Origin of the sequence: Chromohalobacter beijerinckii, assembly GCF_023061185.1 — a bacterium.
In the GTDB taxonomy this organism is placed as follows: Bacteria; Pseudomonadota; Gammaproteobacteria; order Pseudomonadales; family Halomonadaceae; genus Chromohalobacter; species Chromohalobacter beijerinckii.
The window spans coordinates 51,356-68,867 of sequence record NZ_JAKGAK010000001.1; the positions used below are offsets into that span (position 1 = coordinate 51,356).

The 17,512-nt window shown below is 61.4% G+C and carries 17 protein-coding genes and 1 pseudogene; 2 read left to right on the plus strand and 16 right to left on the minus strand.

What is annotated here, in order from left to right; translation table 11 throughout:
* Positions 1-3: 3 nt before the first annotated feature.
* From mltG to L1075_RS00265, 9 genes are all read right to left on the minus strand, one after another.
* Entirely contained in the window at positions 4-1,005 is a 1,002-nt protein-coding gene (mltG, locus tag L1075_RS00225; RefSeq protein ID WP_246939073.1) for an endolytic transglycosylase MltG, read from the minus strand.
* A gap of 14 nt (positions 1,006-1,019) precedes the next feature.
* Entirely contained in the window at positions 1,020-1,835 is an 816-nt protein-coding gene (gene pabC, locus L1075_RS00230; RefSeq protein ID WP_246939075.1) for an aminodeoxychorismate lyase, read from the minus strand.
* A gap of 5 nt (positions 1,836-1,840) precedes the next feature.
* Complete coding sequence (gene fabF / locus L1075_RS00235) at positions 1,841-3,073, minus strand: beta-ketoacyl-ACP synthase II (RefSeq protein ID WP_040243661.1); 1,233 nt, start codon at positions 3,071-3,073, stop codon at positions 1,841-1,843.
* A gap of 173 nt (positions 3,074-3,246) precedes the next feature.
* Positions 3,247-3,480 carry an acyl carrier protein gene (gene acpP / locus L1075_RS00240; protein WP_011506901.1) on the minus strand — a complete coding sequence of 78 codons (234 nt, stop codon included), beginning with the start codon at positions 3,478-3,480 and terminating at the stop codon, positions 3,247-3,249.
* Between the two features lie 98 nt (positions 3,481-3,578).
* On the minus strand, positions 3,579-4,322 hold the full coding sequence (gene fabG / locus L1075_RS00245) for a 3-oxoacyl-ACP reductase FabG (RefSeq protein WP_075367920.1): 744 nt from the start codon (positions 4,320-4,322) through the stop codon (positions 3,579-3,581).
* Between the two features lie 20 nt (positions 4,323-4,342).
* Positions 4,343-5,299, minus strand: coding sequence for an ACP S-malonyltransferase (gene fabD, locus L1075_RS00250; RefSeq protein WP_040243665.1), 957 nt, complete (start codon positions 5,297-5,299; stop codon positions 4,343-4,345).
* A gap of 5 nt (positions 5,300-5,304) precedes the next feature.
* On the minus strand, positions 5,305-6,438 hold the full coding sequence (gene plsX, locus L1075_RS00255) for a phosphate acyltransferase PlsX (protein ID WP_246939490.1): 1,134 nt from the start codon (positions 6,436-6,438) through the stop codon (positions 5,305-5,307).
* Positions 6,439-6,462: 24 nt separating this feature from the next.
* On the minus strand, positions 6,463-6,633 hold the full coding sequence (gene rpmF / locus L1075_RS00260) for a 50S ribosomal protein L32 (protein ID WP_040243667.1): 171 nt from the start codon (positions 6,631-6,633) through the stop codon (positions 6,463-6,465).
* A 29-nt stretch (positions 6,634-6,662) separates the two neighbouring features.
* Entirely contained in the window at positions 6,663-7,190 is a 528-nt protein-coding gene (locus L1075_RS00265; protein WP_075367904.1) for a YceD family protein, read from the minus strand.
* Positions 7,191-7,312: 122 nt separating this feature from the next.
* Between L1075_RS00265 and L1075_RS00270 the strand changes: the two genes are divergently transcribed.
* Positions 7,313-7,894, plus strand: a complete 582-nt coding sequence (locus tag L1075_RS00270; protein WP_246939077.1) for a Maf family protein — start codon at positions 7,313-7,315, stop codon at positions 7,892-7,894.
* A gap of 33 nt (positions 7,895-7,927) precedes the next feature.
* Here L1075_RS00270 and sppA read toward each other — a convergent pair whose 3' ends face one another.
* From sppA to L1075_RS00285, 3 genes are read right to left on the minus strand one after another with little or no spacing between them, the layout of a single operon-like run.
* The gene (sppA, locus tag L1075_RS00275) at positions 7,928-9,004 is read right to left on the minus strand and encodes a signal peptide peptidase SppA (protein WP_246894646.1); all 1,077 of its coding nucleotides are present in this window, start codon (positions 9,002-9,004) and stop codon (positions 7,928-7,930) included.
* The gene (locus L1075_RS00280; protein ID WP_246894647.1) at positions 9,001-9,711 is read right to left on the minus strand and encodes an HAD family hydrolase; all 711 of its coding nucleotides are present in this window, start codon (positions 9,709-9,711) and stop codon (positions 9,001-9,003) included. Before L1075_RS00280 ends, sppA begins: the two co-directional genes overlap by 4 nt.
* A gap of 57 nt (positions 9,712-9,768) precedes the next feature.
* Positions 9,769-10,716: an RluA family pseudouridine synthase gene (locus L1075_RS00285; RefSeq protein ID WP_246894648.1), complete on the minus strand. Its 948-nt coding sequence runs from the start codon at positions 10,714-10,716 to the stop codon at positions 9,769-9,771.
* Positions 10,717-11,434: 718 nt separating this feature from the next.
* Between L1075_RS00285 and rne the strand changes: the two are divergent.
* Positions 11,435-14,914, plus strand: a pseudogene (gene rne / locus L1075_RS15830) (ribonuclease E).
* A 113-nt stretch (positions 14,915-15,027) separates the two neighbouring features.
* Here the strand turns inward: rne and murB are convergent.
* From murB to L1075_RS00310, 4 genes are read right to left on the minus strand one after another with little or no spacing between them, the layout of a single operon-like run.
* Complete coding sequence (gene murB, locus L1075_RS00295; protein ID WP_246894649.1) at positions 15,028-16,029, minus strand: UDP-N-acetylmuramate dehydrogenase; 1,002 nt, start codon at positions 16,027-16,029, stop codon at positions 15,028-15,030.
* The gene (locus tag L1075_RS00300; RefSeq protein WP_246894650.1) at positions 16,016-16,519 is read right to left on the minus strand and encodes a low molecular weight protein-tyrosine-phosphatase; all 504 of its coding nucleotides are present in this window, start codon (positions 16,517-16,519) and stop codon (positions 16,016-16,018) included. Before L1075_RS00300 ends, murB begins: the two co-directional genes overlap by 14 nt.
* On the minus strand, positions 16,516-17,289 hold the full coding sequence (kdsB, locus tag L1075_RS00305) for a 3-deoxy-manno-octulosonate cytidylyltransferase (RefSeq protein WP_246894651.1): 774 nt from the start codon (positions 17,287-17,289) through the stop codon (positions 16,516-16,518). Before kdsB ends, L1075_RS00300 begins: the two co-directional genes overlap by 4 nt.
* Positions 17,286-17,510, minus strand: coding sequence for a Trm112 family protein (locus L1075_RS00310; RefSeq protein ID WP_040243681.1), 225 nt, complete (start codon positions 17,508-17,510; stop codon positions 17,286-17,288). The genes kdsB and L1075_RS00310 overlap by 4 nt, the downstream gene beginning before the upstream one ends.
* Positions 17,511-17,512 lie beyond the last annotated feature (2 nt).

Below are 17,512 nucleotides of genomic sequence, written 5' to 3' on the forward strand. Positions count from 1 at the left end.
CGCTCAGCGATTGAGAATGTAACGACGTACCGCGGCATTGTGCTCGGCCAGCGTACTGGAAAAGTGATGCGAGCCGTCGCCTTGAGAGACGAAATACAAGGCATCACCCGGGGCCGGATCCACGGCAGCTTGCAACGATCCCGCCCCCGGCATGGCAATCGGTGTCGGCGGTAGTCCGTCGATCACGTAGGTGTTATAGGGCGTCTCTCGACGCAGATCGGCCCGCGTGATATTGCCATCGTATTCGTCTCCCATGCCGTAAATCACCGTGGGATCGGTCTGCAATCGCATGCCGCTTTCGAGGCGCCGCGTGAAGACGCCGGCAATCTGGCGTCGCTCTTCCGGAACGCCCGTCTCGCGTTCGATCAATGAAGCCAGTATGAGTGCCTCGTAGGCGCTATCGAGGGGCAAGTCGTCATGCCGCTTTGCCCAGACATCTTCCAGAGTGGTCGCCATGCGTTCGTAGGCGCGACGCAATACCTCGAGGTCCGTCATTCCCTTGTGATAACGATACGTATCGGGAAAGAAACGTCCTTCAGGATATTCGTTCTCGTGCCCCAACGCCGCCATGACCTCGTCATCGCTCATGTCTCGAGTACGGTGCTCGAGTTTGGAAGCGGCATCCAATTCGCGGCGCATCTGCGCGAACGTCCACCCTTCGGGAATGGTAAACCGATAGGACACGACATTATCGCTGGACAATCGCGCCACCATATCGTTGCCGCTCATCCCGGGGTCGAGTTCGAACTCGCCGGAACGCAATCCATTGACCTCGTCGGGCGAGAGCCGTGCCAGCACGCGATACGGCCAGGCAGCGTCGATAATACCGCGCTCTTCGAGTTCACCGATGACACGCAAGAACCCCGCACCACGCTGCACTTCGTAAATCGCCGTCTGATCGAGGGCCAGCGGAGCCGCCAGGCGGGATTGCCAGTACTGATAGGCGCCCAACACGGCCACGCCAGCCAATATCGCAATCCCTATGAAAACCTTCACCACTCGCATGTCGATACCTTGTCTCACGCCTCATCGAAGGCGTCATGGGGGTAGCCCAGCAATGGGTGGGCATGCTGTTGAAGCTGTCGATGCGCAGTGTGTACCGCCCACCGCTTCAGGCAGGTACCGTCGGTATCGTCCAGCTGTTTCAGGGGCCAAACCCCTTGAACCGAATTGATGACCCAGGCTGCATCCGCCTCCATCAACGCCTCGATTCCAACGTCGCGTGCATGAATCGGCAAGCGCTGGCGTAACGCCGCCAGCAGCGTACCTTCCACGCCACATGCCGTCAGGTCGGGGGTCTCGAGAATGCCGTGCCGCCGCCACACCAGGTTCATGCTAGTCGCCTCGACGAGACGATCGTACTGATCGCACAACACGCCTTCGGCAACATCGGGATCACACCACTCACGACGCGCCATGACGTTCTCGAGACGGTTGAGATGCTTGATTCCTGCCAAGAAAGGTTGGTGTCCCAAGCGCAACCGACACAGGCGAACGCGTACCCCATCGCGCCAATACGCAGACTGCGGTGTGAATGGCATACACCGCCAACGCAGGCGCGGTGCGGGCGATTCGGGAGATGCATAACCACGCCCGCCGCTGCCACGGGTCACGAGCAGCTTGAGCACGCACAATCCGGCCCCCGCCTGCCCTGGCAAGCTCGCCAAGGTCTGTGTATCCGGCAATGGAATTTCCAGCCGCTCGGCACCGCGTGCCAGTCGCCGTAAATGCGCGTCCCACAATAAAGGACGCCCATCACGCACGAGGACGGTCTCAAAGAGACCGTCCCCATAAGCGAAGCCGCGATCGTCGAACGGTACTGCCTCGTCAGCCATGGCGCCTAAACGCGGCCGAAGATCAGTGACCCATTGGTGCCGCCGAAGCCGAAGGAATTCGACAGGCTGTACGCTACCGACTTCTCGCGCGCCTCGTTCGGCACGTAATCTAGCGTGCACCCCTCGTCGGGATCTTCGAGGTTGATGGTTGGCGGCACAACGCTATCGCGGATGGCAAGCACACTGAAAATCGCCTCGACAGCACCGGCGGCTCCCAGCAAGTGACCGATCATCGATTTCGTGGAGCTGACCGCTACGGACTGGGCTGCGTCGCCCATGACGCGCTCCACGGCCTGACTCTCGGCGACATCCCCCGCCTGGGTCGAGGTTCCGTGCGCGTTGATGTAATCCAGTTGACCGGCATCGATAGCGGCGTCCTTGACGGCATTGCGCATGGCCATTTCCGCCCCACTGCCATTGGGTGCGGTCATATGGTAAGCATCGTCACTCATGCCGAAGCCCAGAAGCTCGGCATAGATGGGCGCGCCACGCTGCTTGGCATGCTCGTACTCTTCGAGCACCAGTACCCCGGCGCCATCGGAGAGCACGAAGCCATCCCGTTCGCGGTCCCAGGGGCGGCTTGCTGCGGCGGGGTCGTCATTACGCGTGGACAACGCACGCGCCGAAGAAAAGCCACCCAGGCCCAGCGGCGTGGTAGCCATTTCGGCGCCCCCGCAGACCATGGCATCTGCATCGCCATAGGCGATGGTGCGGGCCGCGTAGCCGATATTATGCGTCCCCGTGGTACAAGCCGTGGTAATGGCGATGTTGGGGCCGCGAAAGCCATGCTGGATCGCCAGATTGCCGGAGATCATATTGATGATCGACCCGGGGACGAAAAACGGCGAGATCTTGCGCGGGCCACCACGATTCAAGGCATTGTGGTTATGCTCGATCATCGGCAGCCCCCCGATGCCCGAACCGATCGCCACACCGATACGATCGGCATTCTCGCTATTGCCTTCCAGCCCAGCATCGGCGATGGCCTGACCCGCCGCCGCGATCCCGTACTGAATGAACAGATCCATCTTGCGCGCTTCCTTGGGGTTCAGGTAAGGACTAATGTCGAAGTCCTTCACCGAACCGCCGAAACGCGTATTGAATCCTGTGGTATCGAAGTGGTCGATCGGTGCGATGCCGCTCTTGCCTGCCAGGATGTTATCCCAGCTTTCCTTGACATTGTTACCGACCGGGGTCACCAGACCCAGTCCGGTTACCACGACCCTTTTACGAGGCATCAGCTCTCCTCCAGACTTGCGAGTTGGCACGGCAGTGCCGTGTTTGGCGCGCATTATACCCGAAACACCGACGGGATGGAGACCGCACGCATGCACAAACGACGAAGGCCGCCCTGATGGCAGAGCGGCCTTCGCGAGTCGATGTCGAACCGGGCGACCCGGTACCGCTCTACTTACTGGTGAGCGACGACGTAATCGATCGCTTCCTGAACGGTCGTGATCTTCTCGGCTTCTTCGTCGGGAATCTCGGTGTCGAATTCTTCTTCGAGCGCCATCACCAGCTCGACAGTGTCCAGCGAGTCGGCGCCGAGATCCTCGGTGAAGGAAGACGTGTTCTGGATGTCTTCTTCCTTGACGTTCAGGCGCTCAGCCACAACCTTCTTCACGCGCTCTTCGATGGTGCTCATTCTCTTGTTACTCCTAGTGGTACGAATCCGCTAGCTCTGAAAAGCTGCGGCTAGTTTATAGACCGCTCCCAGACGACGCAACAGCGCCTTGGAGAGCGTCAACGCATATTCATGCCGCCGTTGACCTGCAGCGTCTCACCGGTAATGTAGCCGGCATTGTCGCTGGTGAGAAAGCCCACGGCAGCGGCAATTTCCTCGGGGGCGCCCAGACGCGACACAGGAATCTGTCCCAGTAACGCTTCGTGCTGGGCCTCGGGTAGCGCCTGTGTCATGTCGGTGGCAATGAACCCCGGCGCGACACTATTGACGGTAATGCCACGCGAGGCGACTTCACGCGCCAGGGAACGAGAAAACCCTTCCATGCCAGCCTTGGCCGCCGCATAGTTGGTCTGTCCCAGATTGCCCATGCTGGCGACTACCGAGCTGATACTGACGATACGCCCGAAACGCGCCTTGGTCATGCCACGCACGCACGCTTTGGTGACGCGATAAAGCGACTTGAGATTGGTGTCGAGCACCGCATCCCATTCGTCTTCTTTCATGCGCATCAGCAGATTGTCGCGCGTAATGCCGGCATTGTTGACCAGTATGGTCGGTGCACCGAACTCGTCGCCAATCGCTTTGATCAGGCTCTCGACGCTAGCCTGGTCAGTGACGTCGAGCACGCGACCAGCGCCCTCGACATCGTGCGCCTTTAGATCGGCATCGATCTTGTCGGCACCGGATTGGCTGGTGGCAGTACCGATCACCACACGTCCTTGACGGCCCAGCTCACGGGCGATCGCCTGTCCAATGCCACGACTGGCACCGGTGACCAGGGCTATCCTGCGTTCGCTTGTCATCTGGTTTCCCGCATTCATCACTAAGACTGCTCCCCTTCGCTACGCGCCAATTCCAGTGCGCTCTCGAGCGATTCGGGGTCGTTGACGGCAAGCCCCTTGGCTTGGCGTTGAATTCGCTTATTGAGTCCGGTCAGAACCTTACCCGGGCCACATTCGACAAAGACCCGAGCGCCACGTTCATACATGGCGTTGATGCAATCCGTCCAACGTACCGGTCGATAAAGCTGCTCGACGAGACGCTGACTGAGCGTTTGAACATCTTCATGCGCAAGCGCATCGACATTCTGTACCACCGTATAGCGTGGCGTTCTGAGATCGAGTCGATCGATTTCCGCTGCGAGGCGCTCGGCAGCCGGCTGCATCAAGTTGCAATGCGAGGGCACCGACACCGGCAGTTGCAAGGCCCGCTTGGCGCCAGCTTCCTGGCACAAGCCAATGGCCCGTTCAACGGCGGCCTTGTCGCCCGCAATCACGACCTGCCCCGGGGCATTATAGTTGACCGCCGCGACCACTTCACCTTGCGCTGCCTCACGACATGCCGTCTCGACCGTCGCATCATCGAGACCCAGCACCGCCGCCATCGCGCCACGGCCTTCCGGTACCGCTGCCTGCATCGCCTCACCGCGCAGACGCACCAGGCGCACGCCTTCCGCAAAGCTGATGACACCGGCACATACCATGGCGCTGTATTCACCCAGACTATGCCCCGCCATCACCAGAGGGCGAGGGCCCTCAAGCTCTTGCCAGACGCGCCAGATCGCGACGCTAGAGGTCAGCAGTGCAGGTTGCGTGCAGGCGGTAGCGTTCAAGGCGCTCTCGGGGCCTTCTTGCACGACTTTCCAGAGGTCGTAACCTAACGCACCGGACGCTTCGTCGAACGTGGTCCGCACGACGCTGTAACGCTCGGCCAGCTCCCTCAGCATGCCGACCTGCTGGGAGCCCTGCCCCGGAAAGACGAGGGCGAGGGATTGTGTCATGACAGTCACCTTTGAGGATGGGAGTCGTCGGGTTGAGCATCGCTCGCTAACCCACTATCCGCTCGACCGCTATCGGAGTCGACCGAGAGGATAGAAGGCTCAGGGCGCACCGTATCGCTCAACTCCCGTGCCAGATGCGAAGGTAAATCCATGTCTACCTCGCGCACCGCGCGTGAAATCGCATAGGCAAAGCCTTTGGCGTCTGCCCCACCGTGACTCTTGACGACAATACCCGACAGCCCCAGAAGACTCGCGCCATTATAGCGTACCGGGTCGAGTCGCCGCTTGAGACGAAGTAACGCAGGCCTTGCCATGGCACGCACCAAGCGCGTGGTCAGATGCGCCTCGAACGTCTCCTGCAAACGCGACAGCAACATCGTCGCCAAGCCTTCGCTGGCCTTTAAAACCGCGTTGCCTACGAAACCGTCGCACACCACGACATCCGCCGCCCCCGAGAAGACGCCATCGCCTTCTAGGTAACCGATATAATCGAAGCTATAACCATCTCGATGGCACGCCACACCTTGGCGCAGATACTCATCCGCTTCGCGTACGCTGGGCACGCCTTTATTGGCTTCGACACCGATATTCAAGAGCGCCACACGGGGCGTCGCCACATCATCGATCACCCGCGCCATGATCGCGCCCATGCGCGCAAAATCGACCAGATGATGAGCCTGAACACCGACGTTGGCACCCAGGTCGAGCAGATAACACTGCCCGCCGCCCTGAGTTGGCACCGCCGTGCTGATGGCAGGCCGGGCAATGCCCTTGACCGTGCCCAACTCACGTCTTGATAGCGCCATCAACGCCCCGGTATTCCCCGCGCTGACACAGGCATCCGCGTGGCCGTCGCGAACGCTCGCGATGGCACCGAGCATGCTCGACCCGCTGGCCTCACGTACGGCATTCGCTACCCGCATGGCCTGCGAAATGACACGCGGCGCGTGCTGCAGGACGAGACGGGGGCGATAGCCGGAAAGGCGTTTGGGAAGGGACTCTAGCTCGGCTTCCAAGGCGTCGCGAGGGCCGTGCATCTGAATCTCGAGATTCGAGTGCATGGCGAGCGCCTGGAGAGAGCCGTTGACGGTGGCGCGGGGACCCAGGTCCCCGCCCATCGCATCGATAGCGATTCGCACGGTCACGTGCGCGTCAACGACGTCTTAAACGTCGAAGACCTTGCGGCCACGATAGAAACCATCGGACGCCACGTGGTGACGGCGATGCGTAGTGCCGGTTTCCTTGTCCTGAGACAGGGTCGGTGCGCTCAACGCATCGTGACTACGACGCATGCCACGCTTGGAACGGCTCTTGCGGACTTTTTGAACTGCCATGGGTTACACTCCAGAGTGTCAACGATGATTCAAAGTTTGCCTTTCAAATTACGCAGCGCTTCGAAAGGGCTTGCAGGACGCTGTTCCGACACCTCGGCATCAGCGCCGCTTTCCAGCTGGTCGCGCGAAACGGCGCAATCCGCCTCGTCATGATAAACCACCTGCGGCAGGCTAAGGATGAGCTCATCCTCGACGACCGGCAGAAGATTCAGCTGTTCGTTTTCCACCAAGACCGGCTCGTAATCGCTCGGTAAATCGCCCGCCAGGCTATCGTCAGTGACAAGACCCAACAGAAAGCGACTCTCCAACGTCACCGGCATGAACTCTAGACAGCGCCTGCAAGGTATCTGCACATGCGCCAAGAGATGACCGTCCATGAGGCGCCGCCCTTGCGTATCGATATCGAAACTCAGGCGTACCTCGCAGTCGCCCTGCTGCTTGCCGATCTCTTCGCCTAGACGCTGCATCGCATCAAGCGCTACCAGCCCTTCGAGACGTTCGCGATTGGCAGCGAGCTTATAAGGCTCGACCTGCTTGGGGAGTCGTGTGGTTAACATAGGCGCGCAATAATAGGGACTCACCCCGACGCTGTCAAAACAAGCGCACTGTACAGAACCGACTGGACGCGACAGACTGCGAATTGACACGCCACCCCGCCATCGTTTTTCCAGGAGACGCCATGACTCGCCTTGTCCTCGCTTCCGGCTCCCGTTGGCGCCGCCAGCTTCTCGATCGTCTCGAACTGCCCTATGCGTGGGCCTCGCCGGATATCGACGAAACCCCTCACCCCCGCGAATCCCCCCAGGCTCTGGTGCATCGCCTCGCCCTAGGCAAGGCCACGACACTCGCCGGCGAATATCCCGAACACTTGATCATCGGCTCGGATCAGGTCTGCCTTTTCGAGGGTGAGGTACTCGGCAAACCCGGCGACATGGCCACCGCCCGCGCTAATTTGCGCCGCTTTTCAGGCCGGCACGTTCGCTTTCTAACCGGCATCGCCCTGATCGATACCGCCCACGCGCGTCATTGGGTCGATCATGAACGTTACGATGTCGTATTTCGCGAACTCAGCGACACCCAGATCGAGCGTTACGTCGAAAAGGAGCGCCCACTGGATAGTGCCGGCAGCTTTCGCATGGAAGGGTTGGGCATCACGCTCTTCGAACGCCTCGAAGGGCGTGACCCCAACACCTTGATCGGCCTGCCGCTGATACGCCTGTGTGAAATGCTGCGCGATGCCGGCCTCGACCCGCTGGGGTGATAACCGGCCTGGCGCCGTCATTGCACCTGGCCATCATTGTACTTGATAGCGCACGGGCGACGCATTGCTGGAGATCCCGGCCCACTCGGCCGCGACACGCCCTAGCTGGCGTGACAAGCGACTCAAGGGGTCGAGCGCTGGCGTATAATCATGCAGTTGCACATTATCGAAGCGCTCCCGAGACAATCCATCGAGACTCTCCAAGCCATCGATCAGCCCCAGATCGAGCGCTTGCTCCCCGGTCCAGACCAGGCCGGAAAAGAGCCTGGGGTCGTCGGCCAGGCGTTCGCCGCGCCCATCCTCGACGTCCTCGATGAATTGACGATGAGTGGTATCCAGCACGTTCTGCCAGAATTCACGTTGCTCATCGCGCATCGGGGAGAAAGGATCGAGAAACGCCTTATTCTCACCAGAGGTGAAGACCCGGCGTTCGATACCCAGCTTATCGATGGCCTCCTGCGCCCCGAAGCCGGAATAAATGACACCGATGGACCCCACCAGGCTCGCCGGGGCGGCATAGATATCGTCCGCCGCCGACGCCATGTAGTAGGCGCCGCTCGCGCCGATATCCTCGATCACCGCGACGACCGGTTTGTCGCCCTTTTCCGTCAAACGGCGCACTTCATCATATACGCGCTGTGACTGCACCGGGCTGCCACCGGGGCTATTGATATGCAGCACCACCGCCCGCGACGACGGCGCCTCCCAGGCGGCACGCAGCCCCTTGATGATGCGTTCGGCACTGGCCTCGCCATCGGCATCGATGACACCGTCGACCTCGACGACGCCCAGATGGGGCGCACCGACACCACCGGCCATGTCGCGATCGGCGAAGAATAACGCATACGCCGTCATCGCCAGCGATGACGCAATCAGCAGCACGACCACTAGACGAAAGAATAGCTTCCAGCGCCGTGAACGCCGCTGCTCGACGAGCACGCCATCGATCCAGCGATCGAGCATGCGCTGTTCGCGCAGGCGCCGAAGCTCACGCAAGCGCTCGGGATCGCTTGTCGCCTCTTCGTCAGACTCGTCGGCGGTGCGTCCGCGCGACGCACGCTCGACCTCAGGGCCCTGCGTCCAAGCGTCTTCGCGGTTATCGTCACTCATGAGATTTCACTCCGCCTCACTGTACCCAGCTCTGTATCACGTACGTCATCGTGGTGATCCACATACAGCCAATCCATCAACGCCGAGAACGTATCGGCCATCAGCACCGGCTCGCTACGCGCCAAGCGCTCGCGGGCATGAACGCCATAGGTCACCGCCACGCGATCCATGCCCAGTGCCCGCGCCATTTCCATGTCGTACTCGGTATCGCCGACCATCAATGCCTCTTCCGGCGCCAAACGCATCTCGGCCAACAATTCTTCCAGCATGCGAGGGTGCGGCTTGGACAGCGTTTCATCGGCCGTACGGCTAGCGTGAAACCATTCGCCACTGCCGGTGCTCTTGAAAATGCGCTCCAACCCACGGCGACTCTTGCCGGTCGCCACTGCCAGTCGCAGGCTCGACTCACCCCGTAGGCGCGCCATACCGGACGCCACCCCATCAAAGAAGTGCATCGGTTCTCGCTCGGCGGCGACGAAATGCGCTGCGTAATGCTCACGCAATCGCTCGCGTTGATCTGCCGCCATGTCCGGACATAGCTTGGCGATGGCCTCCGGCAACCCCAGCCCAATAATGTCACGTACCGCCGCATCCGACAGCGGCGCCCAGCCGATATCGTGCGCGGCGGCTTGCATGCAGGCGACAATCCGCGCCGCGGAATCCATCAAGGTGCCATCCCAGTCGAAGATCACTAAACGATAGCGCAAACCACTTTCCCCTCATCGGCGTTATTCGATGCCGCACTCTCGCGACTCATGAGCCAATCAATTGGCACGACGCGCTCTCGCCAGCACCGCTTCGAGCGTTTCCCCCAGCGGCGCCTTGACATGCACCGGGCGACCGCTCGTGGGCTCGGGAAAGGTCAAGGCATGGGAATGCAGGAACAAGCGATCGAGTTTCAACTCACGCGCCAAACGGGCGCCCTCGCGAGTACCGTACTTGTCGTCACCCAGCAGTGCATGCCCAGCATGCCCAGCATGTACGCGAATCTGGTGGGTGCGTCCGGTCACCGGCTCGGCCTCGATCAGCGTGACGCGTGAGAATGCCTCGCGCACGGCGAAACGCGTGCGCGACACCTTGCCTTGGTTATCGACACGTACACGTCGCTCGCCGTTACCTGCATTGAAGCGATCGAGCCGGGCGCTGACGAACTCGCGCCTAGCCGGCCAGCGCCCCTGAACCAAGGCCAGGTACTGCTTATCCATCTGGTGCGCCTTGAGCGCCTGATTCAAAGTCACCAACGCCTCTCGAGACTTGGCCAGCAACAGACAACCGGAGGTATCACGGTCCAGGCGATGCACCAGCTCCAGAAAATCGAGATCGTCACGGACCTGGCGCAACGCCTCGATCAACCCGATCTTCACGCCACTGCCCCCATGCACAGCGAGCCCGGCCGGCTTGTTGAGCACTAACCAGTCTGGGCCCTCGACCAGCACGCTGCCCGCCAGAAGATTGCGCAGCCCATCGCTGACTTCGCGCACGGCTTCTTCGGGCGCCAGGCGTAACGGCGGTATACGCACCATGTCGCCCAGCACCAGTCGGTAGTCCGCCTTGACCCGCTTCTTGTTGACGCGAATTTCACCCTTGCGCACGATGCGATAGATCAAGGATTTGGGCGCCCCCTTGAGCCGCGTACGCAAGAAATTGTCGATACGTTGTCCGACCTGCCCTTCGCTTATTTCCACCCACTGTACGTCGCGGCCTTCGGCCATGCGCACCCTCTCCTTTACAAATCGCCACCGAATTGTCGCCGACCGACATTCTACCGCAGCGAGACCGACTTGACGCCAATTGCTGCGTTATCGCTTTACTGTTATATTCGAGGTTCGTTCAAATGGGCATCAAGCGCCCGTCAGTTGCGCCTGCTTTGCAGACACGCAGGCCCGAACGAAGAACATGACATCCCCGCTGGCGACGACATCATCGTCGCACTAGGGGAAACGAACGTTTGGAACGCCATGCCCGCCAGTGGCGCATGATATGTTCTGCGCCACCACACGGGGTGACATAAACACCGTGCCGGGGCAGGCGTCGCCGAATCGACTGATTGCTAGCTGTCTGGCGGATGACCGCAGGGCCGGACGGGCACACTCCCGCCGGGACACGTCCTGCCTCCGCCGCGTACTCAACATGCTCTTACAGTGTTCAGGGATGTATACGACAGGATCGATACGAACGGGATAACGAAGTTGAACACCCCTCGAAGCGCTGGCGGGCCCCCTCGTCCACCGCATTCGGCGGCCATCATCAAGCGCATCGTCCCCGCCGGACGATGACGACCGTTGGTATGCCTGTCTTGTCGCCCACGGCCTTCCGGGTCGCCAAGACATCGTCACGACATGCACTGAGCACAAGCATGCAAGCAAACGATTCGACGCGCCGTTGCCACGCCTTGTCGTTAGACCGGCACGCCTAGTCAGTGAGACTTGCATGAAACGAATGCTCATCAATGCGACACAGCCCGAAGAGCTGCGCGTCGCACTCGTCGATGGACAACGCCTGTACGACCTAGACATCGAATCCGGTGCTCGGGAACAGAAAAAAGCCAACATCTACCGTGGCCGCATTACGCGTATCGAGCCCAGTCTCGAGGCCGCCTTCGTCGATTTCGGTGCCGAGCGCCATGGTTTCCTCCCGTTCAAGGAAATTTCGCGGGAATACTTCACCAAAGAACCTTCCGGGCGCCCCAACATCAAGGAAGTCCTCAAGGAAGGTCAGGAAGTCATCGTTCAGGTCGACAAGGAAGAACGCGGCAATAAAGGCGCCGCGCTGACCACCTTCATCAGCCTGGCCGGGCGCTTCCTCGTACTGATGCCCAACAACCCCCGCGCCGGCGGCATCTCACGGCGCATCGAGGGTGACGACCGCGCGCAGCTCAAGGACGCCATGGGCCAGCTCACCGTTCCCGATAAGATGGGCGTCATCGTGCGCACCGCCGGGATCGGGCGTTCCCCCGAGGAACTCCAGTGGGACATGGATTACCTCGTGCAGGTATGGGAAGCGATTACCGAGGAGGCTGGCAAACGTAGCGCGCCCTTCCTCATCTATCGCGAGTCCAACGTCATCATTCGCGCCATGCGCGATTACCTGCGCCATGATATCGGCGAAGTCTTGATCGACAGCCCCGAGGTACACGAGGAAGCCCTGCATTTCATCCGCCAGGTCATGCCCTCCTACCAGAACAAGATCAAGCTCTACGCCGACGACGTTCCGCTGTTCTCGCGCTTCCAGATCGAATCGCAGATCGAGACCGCCTATCAGCGCGAGGTCAAGCTGCCCTCCGGCGGCGCCGTGGTCATCGACCACACCGAAGCTCTGGTGTCCATCGACATCAACTCGGCACGCGCCACGCGCGGCAGCGACATCGAGGAAACTGCGCTACAGACCAATCTCGAAGCCTCCGACGAAATCGCACGGCAACTGCGGCTTCGCGACATCGGCGGCCTAGTAGTCATCGACTTCATCGACATGACGCCGGCCAAGAATCAGCGCGAAGTGGAAAACCGTGTCCGCGATGCGCTCAAGCTCGATCGCGCCCGCGTGCAGATCGGACGCATCTCGCGTTTTGGTCTGATGGAAATGTCACGCCAGCGCCTGCGGCCCTCGCTCGGCGAAACCAGTGGCGTGGTCTGCCCGCGCTGCAACGGTCAAGGCACCATCCGCGATGTACGCTCCATCTCGCTGTCCATCATGCGCCTCATCGAAGAAGAGGCCATGAAGGAGCGCAGCTCGCAGATTCGTGCGGTCCTCCCGGTGCCGGTGGCGACTTATCTGCTCAACGAAAAGCGCAGCGTGCTCAACGACATCGAGCAGCGGCAAGGCGTCCAGGTCGTGCTCTTGCCCAACCCTGACATGGATACGCCGCATTACGACATGCAGCGTCTGCGCGACGATCAAGTCAATGAAGAAGACGGCCAGCGTTCGAGCTTCGAACTGCCCACCGAGACCGAACTGACGCAGGAACCCGACCCGGCGCTCGAAAAGCCGGTGCAGCGCGCGGAAGCGGCGGTCAAGAGCATCGCACACAACGCCCCGGCACCTACCTCGCTGCAGACCGATGCCGAACCCCAAGGCAAGTCGAGCGCAGACTCTTAGCCGAGCTCCGTCACGACGCCTGCAACAGCCCCCGAAGGTGGGCTTTTCTCACGCATGGTGAAGGGGCTCGGCAAGCTGCTCAATGGCGATGACAGCGCCGCCTCGTCACAAGGCGCCTCGTCACAGAGTGCCGTGTCCGTCGCCGAGTCGCCCAAGCGCGCGGCCAGCAAGTCTACGACGGACTCCTCGCAGCAGCGCAACCGTAACGGCAACAACCAAGCGGGACGTTCTGGCGACAAGAAAACCGCCGACAAGCAGCAGCGTCAGACGTCACGCGACACCGACGAGACGCGCCGCGATACAGCGTCCAGCAATAGCAACAACGCTGGTAACAACGCCCGCAATGGCAATAATAACCGCCGGCGTCGCAATGGCGAGGAATCGCAAGAGCACCAGGCATCGCGCAACGAAGGCCGTCGCGAGGAGAGCAACAACTCGCAATCCAACCGCAATTCGCGGCCTTCGCGTGGCTCCGGCAAGTCGAACAATGCCGAACGTAGCGAAAACGCCAGTAATGGCGACAACGCGAAGCAGGACACGCGTAACGACGGTCGCAACGAAGCGCGTAACGCCGGTAAATCCAATAAGTCCCGCGCAGACAACAAGGACGCCAAGGCCAATAAGCCCAAGTCGGAGTCTGCAGCACAAGCGACGCCTGATGACAAGGCCTCGGCCTCTCCGGCACAAGACGAAACGCCGAAAGCAGACAGCAAGCCGAAGCGCACGCGCAATAACCCGCGCCGTCGCAGCCGCAAGCATGCCGTGAATCCGCAATCCGTCGCCGAGCAGGAAAAGCTGCAAGCCCAGCAGCAAGAAGCGGCAAGCGAACCAGCGCAAGACGTCCAAGGTGAAACCGCCAGCGCCGCGCCCTCGCCCGCCAAGCCGGCAGAAGACAAAGCGAGTGCCACGCCGAGCGAGACGGCATCATCCACCGTGACCGAAACGACGTCCGAGGCGACGACATCGCCCAGCGAGACGCAGCCGCGCACGGATTCGGATGATAGCGCTCAAGCGGACGAATCGCGCAAGAATGCGGCAACGCCATCGCGCCCGACCGAAGCACCGGCGGAAGGCAGCACGACCGAGGCGACGCAGACGCCTGCAGCGGATAGCGCCAAGCGTCCCGCCGCCCAGGCGACGTCGAAAGATGCTCCCGCTGATGACGCTTCACAAACGTCCGCTGACGACTCTCCGGCACAGGCACCGACGCAAGCCGCTACTGAGGATGCCGACGAAACCGTCGAAGCAGCCCCCAAGGAGGCAGATCTCACAGAGGCAGATCTCACAGAGAAAAGTGGCACAGCTTCTCCGGCCGAGAAGCACGCCCCGCAGGCTAGCGACGCGCCGGCCACAAACGAGAAATCCGAGCCGTCTACGCCCACCGAGCCCCTTGCGGCTCAGGCGAGCGATGACAAGCCGGCCAACGATGACGTGACGCCGTCCTCGCAGACAGAAGACGATAACGTCGCAGTCACCGATACGACCGACGCGACAACGCCCAAGGGCAGCGCCGAAGCGCAGGTCAGCTCGGCTTCGACCCCGACGCCCACACCGGCGCCCGAGGTTGAAACGCCAGCTGCGACCGACGCACCGGCCAGCACCGAGGAAACACCTGCGACGCCGGCCGAGGCTCCGGCACCGACGACCACACCGCGTGCCGAGGAAACATCCGCTCCGGCAGCCACTACTGCGGTAGCGTCGCAAGCGCCCCAGGAAACGGCCACGCCGCGTCCGCGTCGTCGTGCCCACAACGACCCACGCGAACAGCGTCATCGTCTCCAGGAAAACCTCTTCCGCGGCGACGACAACGCCTAAGCCCCAAGGCGGCCGACTCGGTCGCCTTCCAGACATAAAAAACGCCTGAAGGAGCGCTCCTTCAGGCGTTTTTTTATGGTCGGCTCACCGTTGGCGAGCGCAGGCGGCCCCAGCTACCCCATCAGGCGCGGCTCTCGCTCCAACGCCACTCCAAATGTCTGATACACGGTATCGCGAATATGATCGGCCAATGCCAACAGTTCCTGCCTGTCGCCACCACCTAAGTGCACCAGCACCAAGGCCTGGCGTTCATGCACGCCAAAGGCGCCCCAGCGAGTCCCTTTGAAGCCACAGCGTTCGATCAACCAGCCCGCGGCCAATTTGACGCTTCCATCCGGTTGCGGGAAATGCGGCATCACGGGATATTCCTGCAGAAGACGTTCGGCTTGGGTCGCCTCGAGCACGGGGTTGGTAAAGAAGCTGCCGGCGTTGCCCAACACGGTGGGATCGGGCAACTTCTCTCGCCTCACGGCACACACGGCATCAAAGATCTCCCGCACTTCGGGATGCACCGAGACACGCTGGGCGAGATCACCGTAGCCCACGCGCGGCGAAGGACTCCGCGACAACCTCAGCACCACCTGCGTCACCACGACACGCCCCGCCAAGGCGCGTTTGAAAATACTGTCACGGTAGGCGAATTCACAATCATCGCGTGTAAAAACGGCTTCGCGGCCATCATCGCAGTGCATGACATGGACCGCCTCCAGCACGTCGGCAAGCTCGACGCCGTAGGCGCCGATATTCTGGATCGGTGCGGCACCTACATGACCGGGAATCAACGCCAGGTTTTCAATTCCCCACCAACCGCGCTCGACACATGCCGTGGCAAGAGCGTGCCAGGACAACCCCGCCTGGGCGTATACGAGAACCGTCTGGTCATCGCTTTCTTCCCACCACCAGTCGTCACACGCCACCTGCAAGGTGATCCCGGGGAGATGGGGAGCCAAGATCAGATTACTGGCACCGCCCACGATGTTGAGCGGCACCGCATCATCCGCTGCCATGACTAACGCGGTGCGTATCTCCTCATGCGTGGTGGCCGCGATGAAACGCTCCGCACGACAGGGCAACCCCATCGTATTATCGAGTGTCGCGGCCTTAGCGAGCGCCATCGCCACGCTCCGAACGCTGCACTTCAAGGCGCTGACAACAAGTTTCAATCAGACCGTCGGCAGCCTGCTCGATCAAGGCGAACACATTGGCAAAACCATCACCCGGCCCGTAATACGGGTCCGGCACCGAGCGTCCTGGGGGCCCTGCAAAATCCAGCAGCAGGCCGAGATGCGCCTGACAGTCGGCAGGCGCCATACGCCGCATATGAGCCAGGTTGTCTGCATCCATGGCCAGCAGGTAATCGAACGCATGGAAGTCATCGACACGGAGCTGGCGCGCGCATAGTGAGGCAATGTCGATGCCTCGTGCTCGTGCTTCCTCCTGAGCACGCGGATCAGGCGATTCCCCCACATGCCAGCGCCCGGTACCGCAAGAATCGAGCGCTACGGCCTCCGCGAGGCCCGCCGCGTGCAAACGCGCCCTGACGATGCCTTCGGCAGTGGGCGAGCGGCATATATTCCCCAGACACACGAAAAGAATACGGATCATGTCGCCCCTCCCTCCTCGGCGATCAGGCGACGCACCCGTTCGAGATCCTCCTGTGTGTCGACCCCCGCCGGATGGGCCTCGCAGGCCAGCGCCACCTGAATGCGATGCCCATGATGCATGGCCCGCAATTGCTCGAGCTGCTCCAACTGCTCGAGCGGCGACGGTAGCCAGTCGACATACTCAGCCAGGAAACCGGCACGATACGCATAGAGCCCGATATGGCGCAGCCAGGCATCGGTCTCGAGATGCTCGGGACGCTGGGCGAAGCCCTCTCGGTCCCAGGGCACCGGCGCCCGGGAAAAATACAGGGCGCGCCCGTATAGATCGCGCACTACCTTGACCACGTTGGGATTGAACAAGGTTTCGACGTTGCCGATGGGCTCCGCCAGAGTGGCGATCGAGGCACTCGCATCGTCGGCGAGACGTCGTGCCACCTGGTCGATCAGCGACGCCGGAATGAGCGGCTCATCGCCTTGCACGTTGACCACGATGGTATCGGCATCCAAGCCAAGGCGTACCGCGACTTCGGCGAGACGGTCGGTACCGGAGGGATGATCGCGCTCAGTCAGCATGACCTCGGCCTCATAGGGCCGCATGGCCGACTCGATACGCTCATCATCGGTGGCCACTACTACACGCGTGGCCCCGCTTTGGCAGGCGCGTCGCCATACGCGCGCGATCATGGGCTCGCCGTGGATATCCAACAGGGGCTTGCCCGGTAGACGCGACGAGTCATAGCGCGCCGGTATCACCACGACCACCTCATTCATGTCGCGTCATCCCGTGCTTCTCCGGCGCTGCTACGGGTCTTGGCCAGCTTCTCGTCAGCGTCCATGCGGCGCGCTTGTTCTGCCAGCATCACCGGGATTTCGTCTTCCACGGGATATGCCAGGCCATCGAAGTAACACTTGAGCTCACCGCGCTCGCGGTCGTACTTGAGCTTGCCCTGACAGTGTGGGCACACCAGCATTGCCAGCATTTGCTTATCCATGG

What these genes read in the sequence shown, in the direction of transcription:
- L1075_RS00270 (WP_246939077.1), top strand. Translation starts at nt 7,313, where the DNA reads ATGACTCGCCTTGTCCTCGCTTCCGGCTCCCGTTGGCGCCGCCAGCTT.
- fabF (WP_040243661.1), bottom strand. Translation starts at nt 3,073, where the DNA reads ATGCCTCGTAAAAGGGTCGTGGTAACCGGACTGGGTCTGGTGACCCCG.
- murB (WP_246894649.1), bottom strand. Translation starts at nt 16,029, where the DNA reads ATGGCGCTCGCTAAGGCCGCGACACTCGATAATACGATGGGGTTGCCC.
- L1075_RS00310 (WP_040243681.1), bottom strand. Translation starts at nt 17,510, where the DNA reads ATGGATAAGCAAATGCTGGCAATGCTGGTGTGCCCACACTGTCAGGGC.
- mltG (WP_246939073.1), bottom strand. Translation starts at nt 1,005, where the DNA reads ATGCGAGTGGTGAAGGTTTTCATAGGGATTGCGATATTGGCTGGCGTG.
- sppA (WP_246894646.1), bottom strand. Translation starts at nt 9,004, where the DNA reads ATGAGTGACGATAACCGCGAAGACGCTTGGACGCAGGGCCCTGAGGTC.
- pabC (WP_246939075.1), bottom strand. Translation starts at nt 1,835, where the DNA reads ATGGCTGACGAGGCAGTACCGTTCGACGATCGCGGCTTCGCTTATGGG.
- rpmF (WP_040243667.1), bottom strand. Translation starts at nt 6,633, where the DNA reads ATGGCAGTTCAAAAAGTCCGCAAGAGCCGTTCCAAGCGTGGCATGCGT.
- L1075_RS00265 (WP_075367904.1), bottom strand. Translation starts at nt 7,190, where the DNA reads ATGTTAACCACACGACTCCCCAAGCAGGTCGAGCCTTATAAGCTCGCT.
- fabD (WP_040243665.1), bottom strand. Translation starts at nt 5,299, where the DNA reads ATGACACAATCCCTCGCCCTCGTCTTTCCGGGGCAGGGCTCCCAGCAG.
- kdsB (WP_246894651.1), bottom strand. Translation starts at nt 17,289, where the DNA reads ATGAATGAGGTGGTCGTGGTGATACCGGCGCGCTATGACTCGTCGCGT.
- L1075_RS00285 (WP_246894648.1), bottom strand. Translation starts at nt 10,716, where the DNA reads ATGGCCGAAGGCCGCGACGTACAGTGGGTGGAAATAAGCGAAGGGCAG.
- L1075_RS00300 (WP_246894650.1), bottom strand. Translation starts at nt 16,519, where the DNA reads ATGATCCGTATTCTTTTCGTGTGTCTGGGGAATATATGCCGCTCGCCC.
- fabG (WP_075367920.1), bottom strand. Translation starts at nt 4,322, where the DNA reads ATGACAAGCGAACGCAGGATAGCCCTGGTCACCGGTGCCAGTCGTGGC.
- acpP (WP_011506901.1), bottom strand. Translation starts at nt 3,480, where the DNA reads ATGAGCACCATCGAAGAGCGCGTGAAGAAGGTTGTGGCTGAGCGCCTG.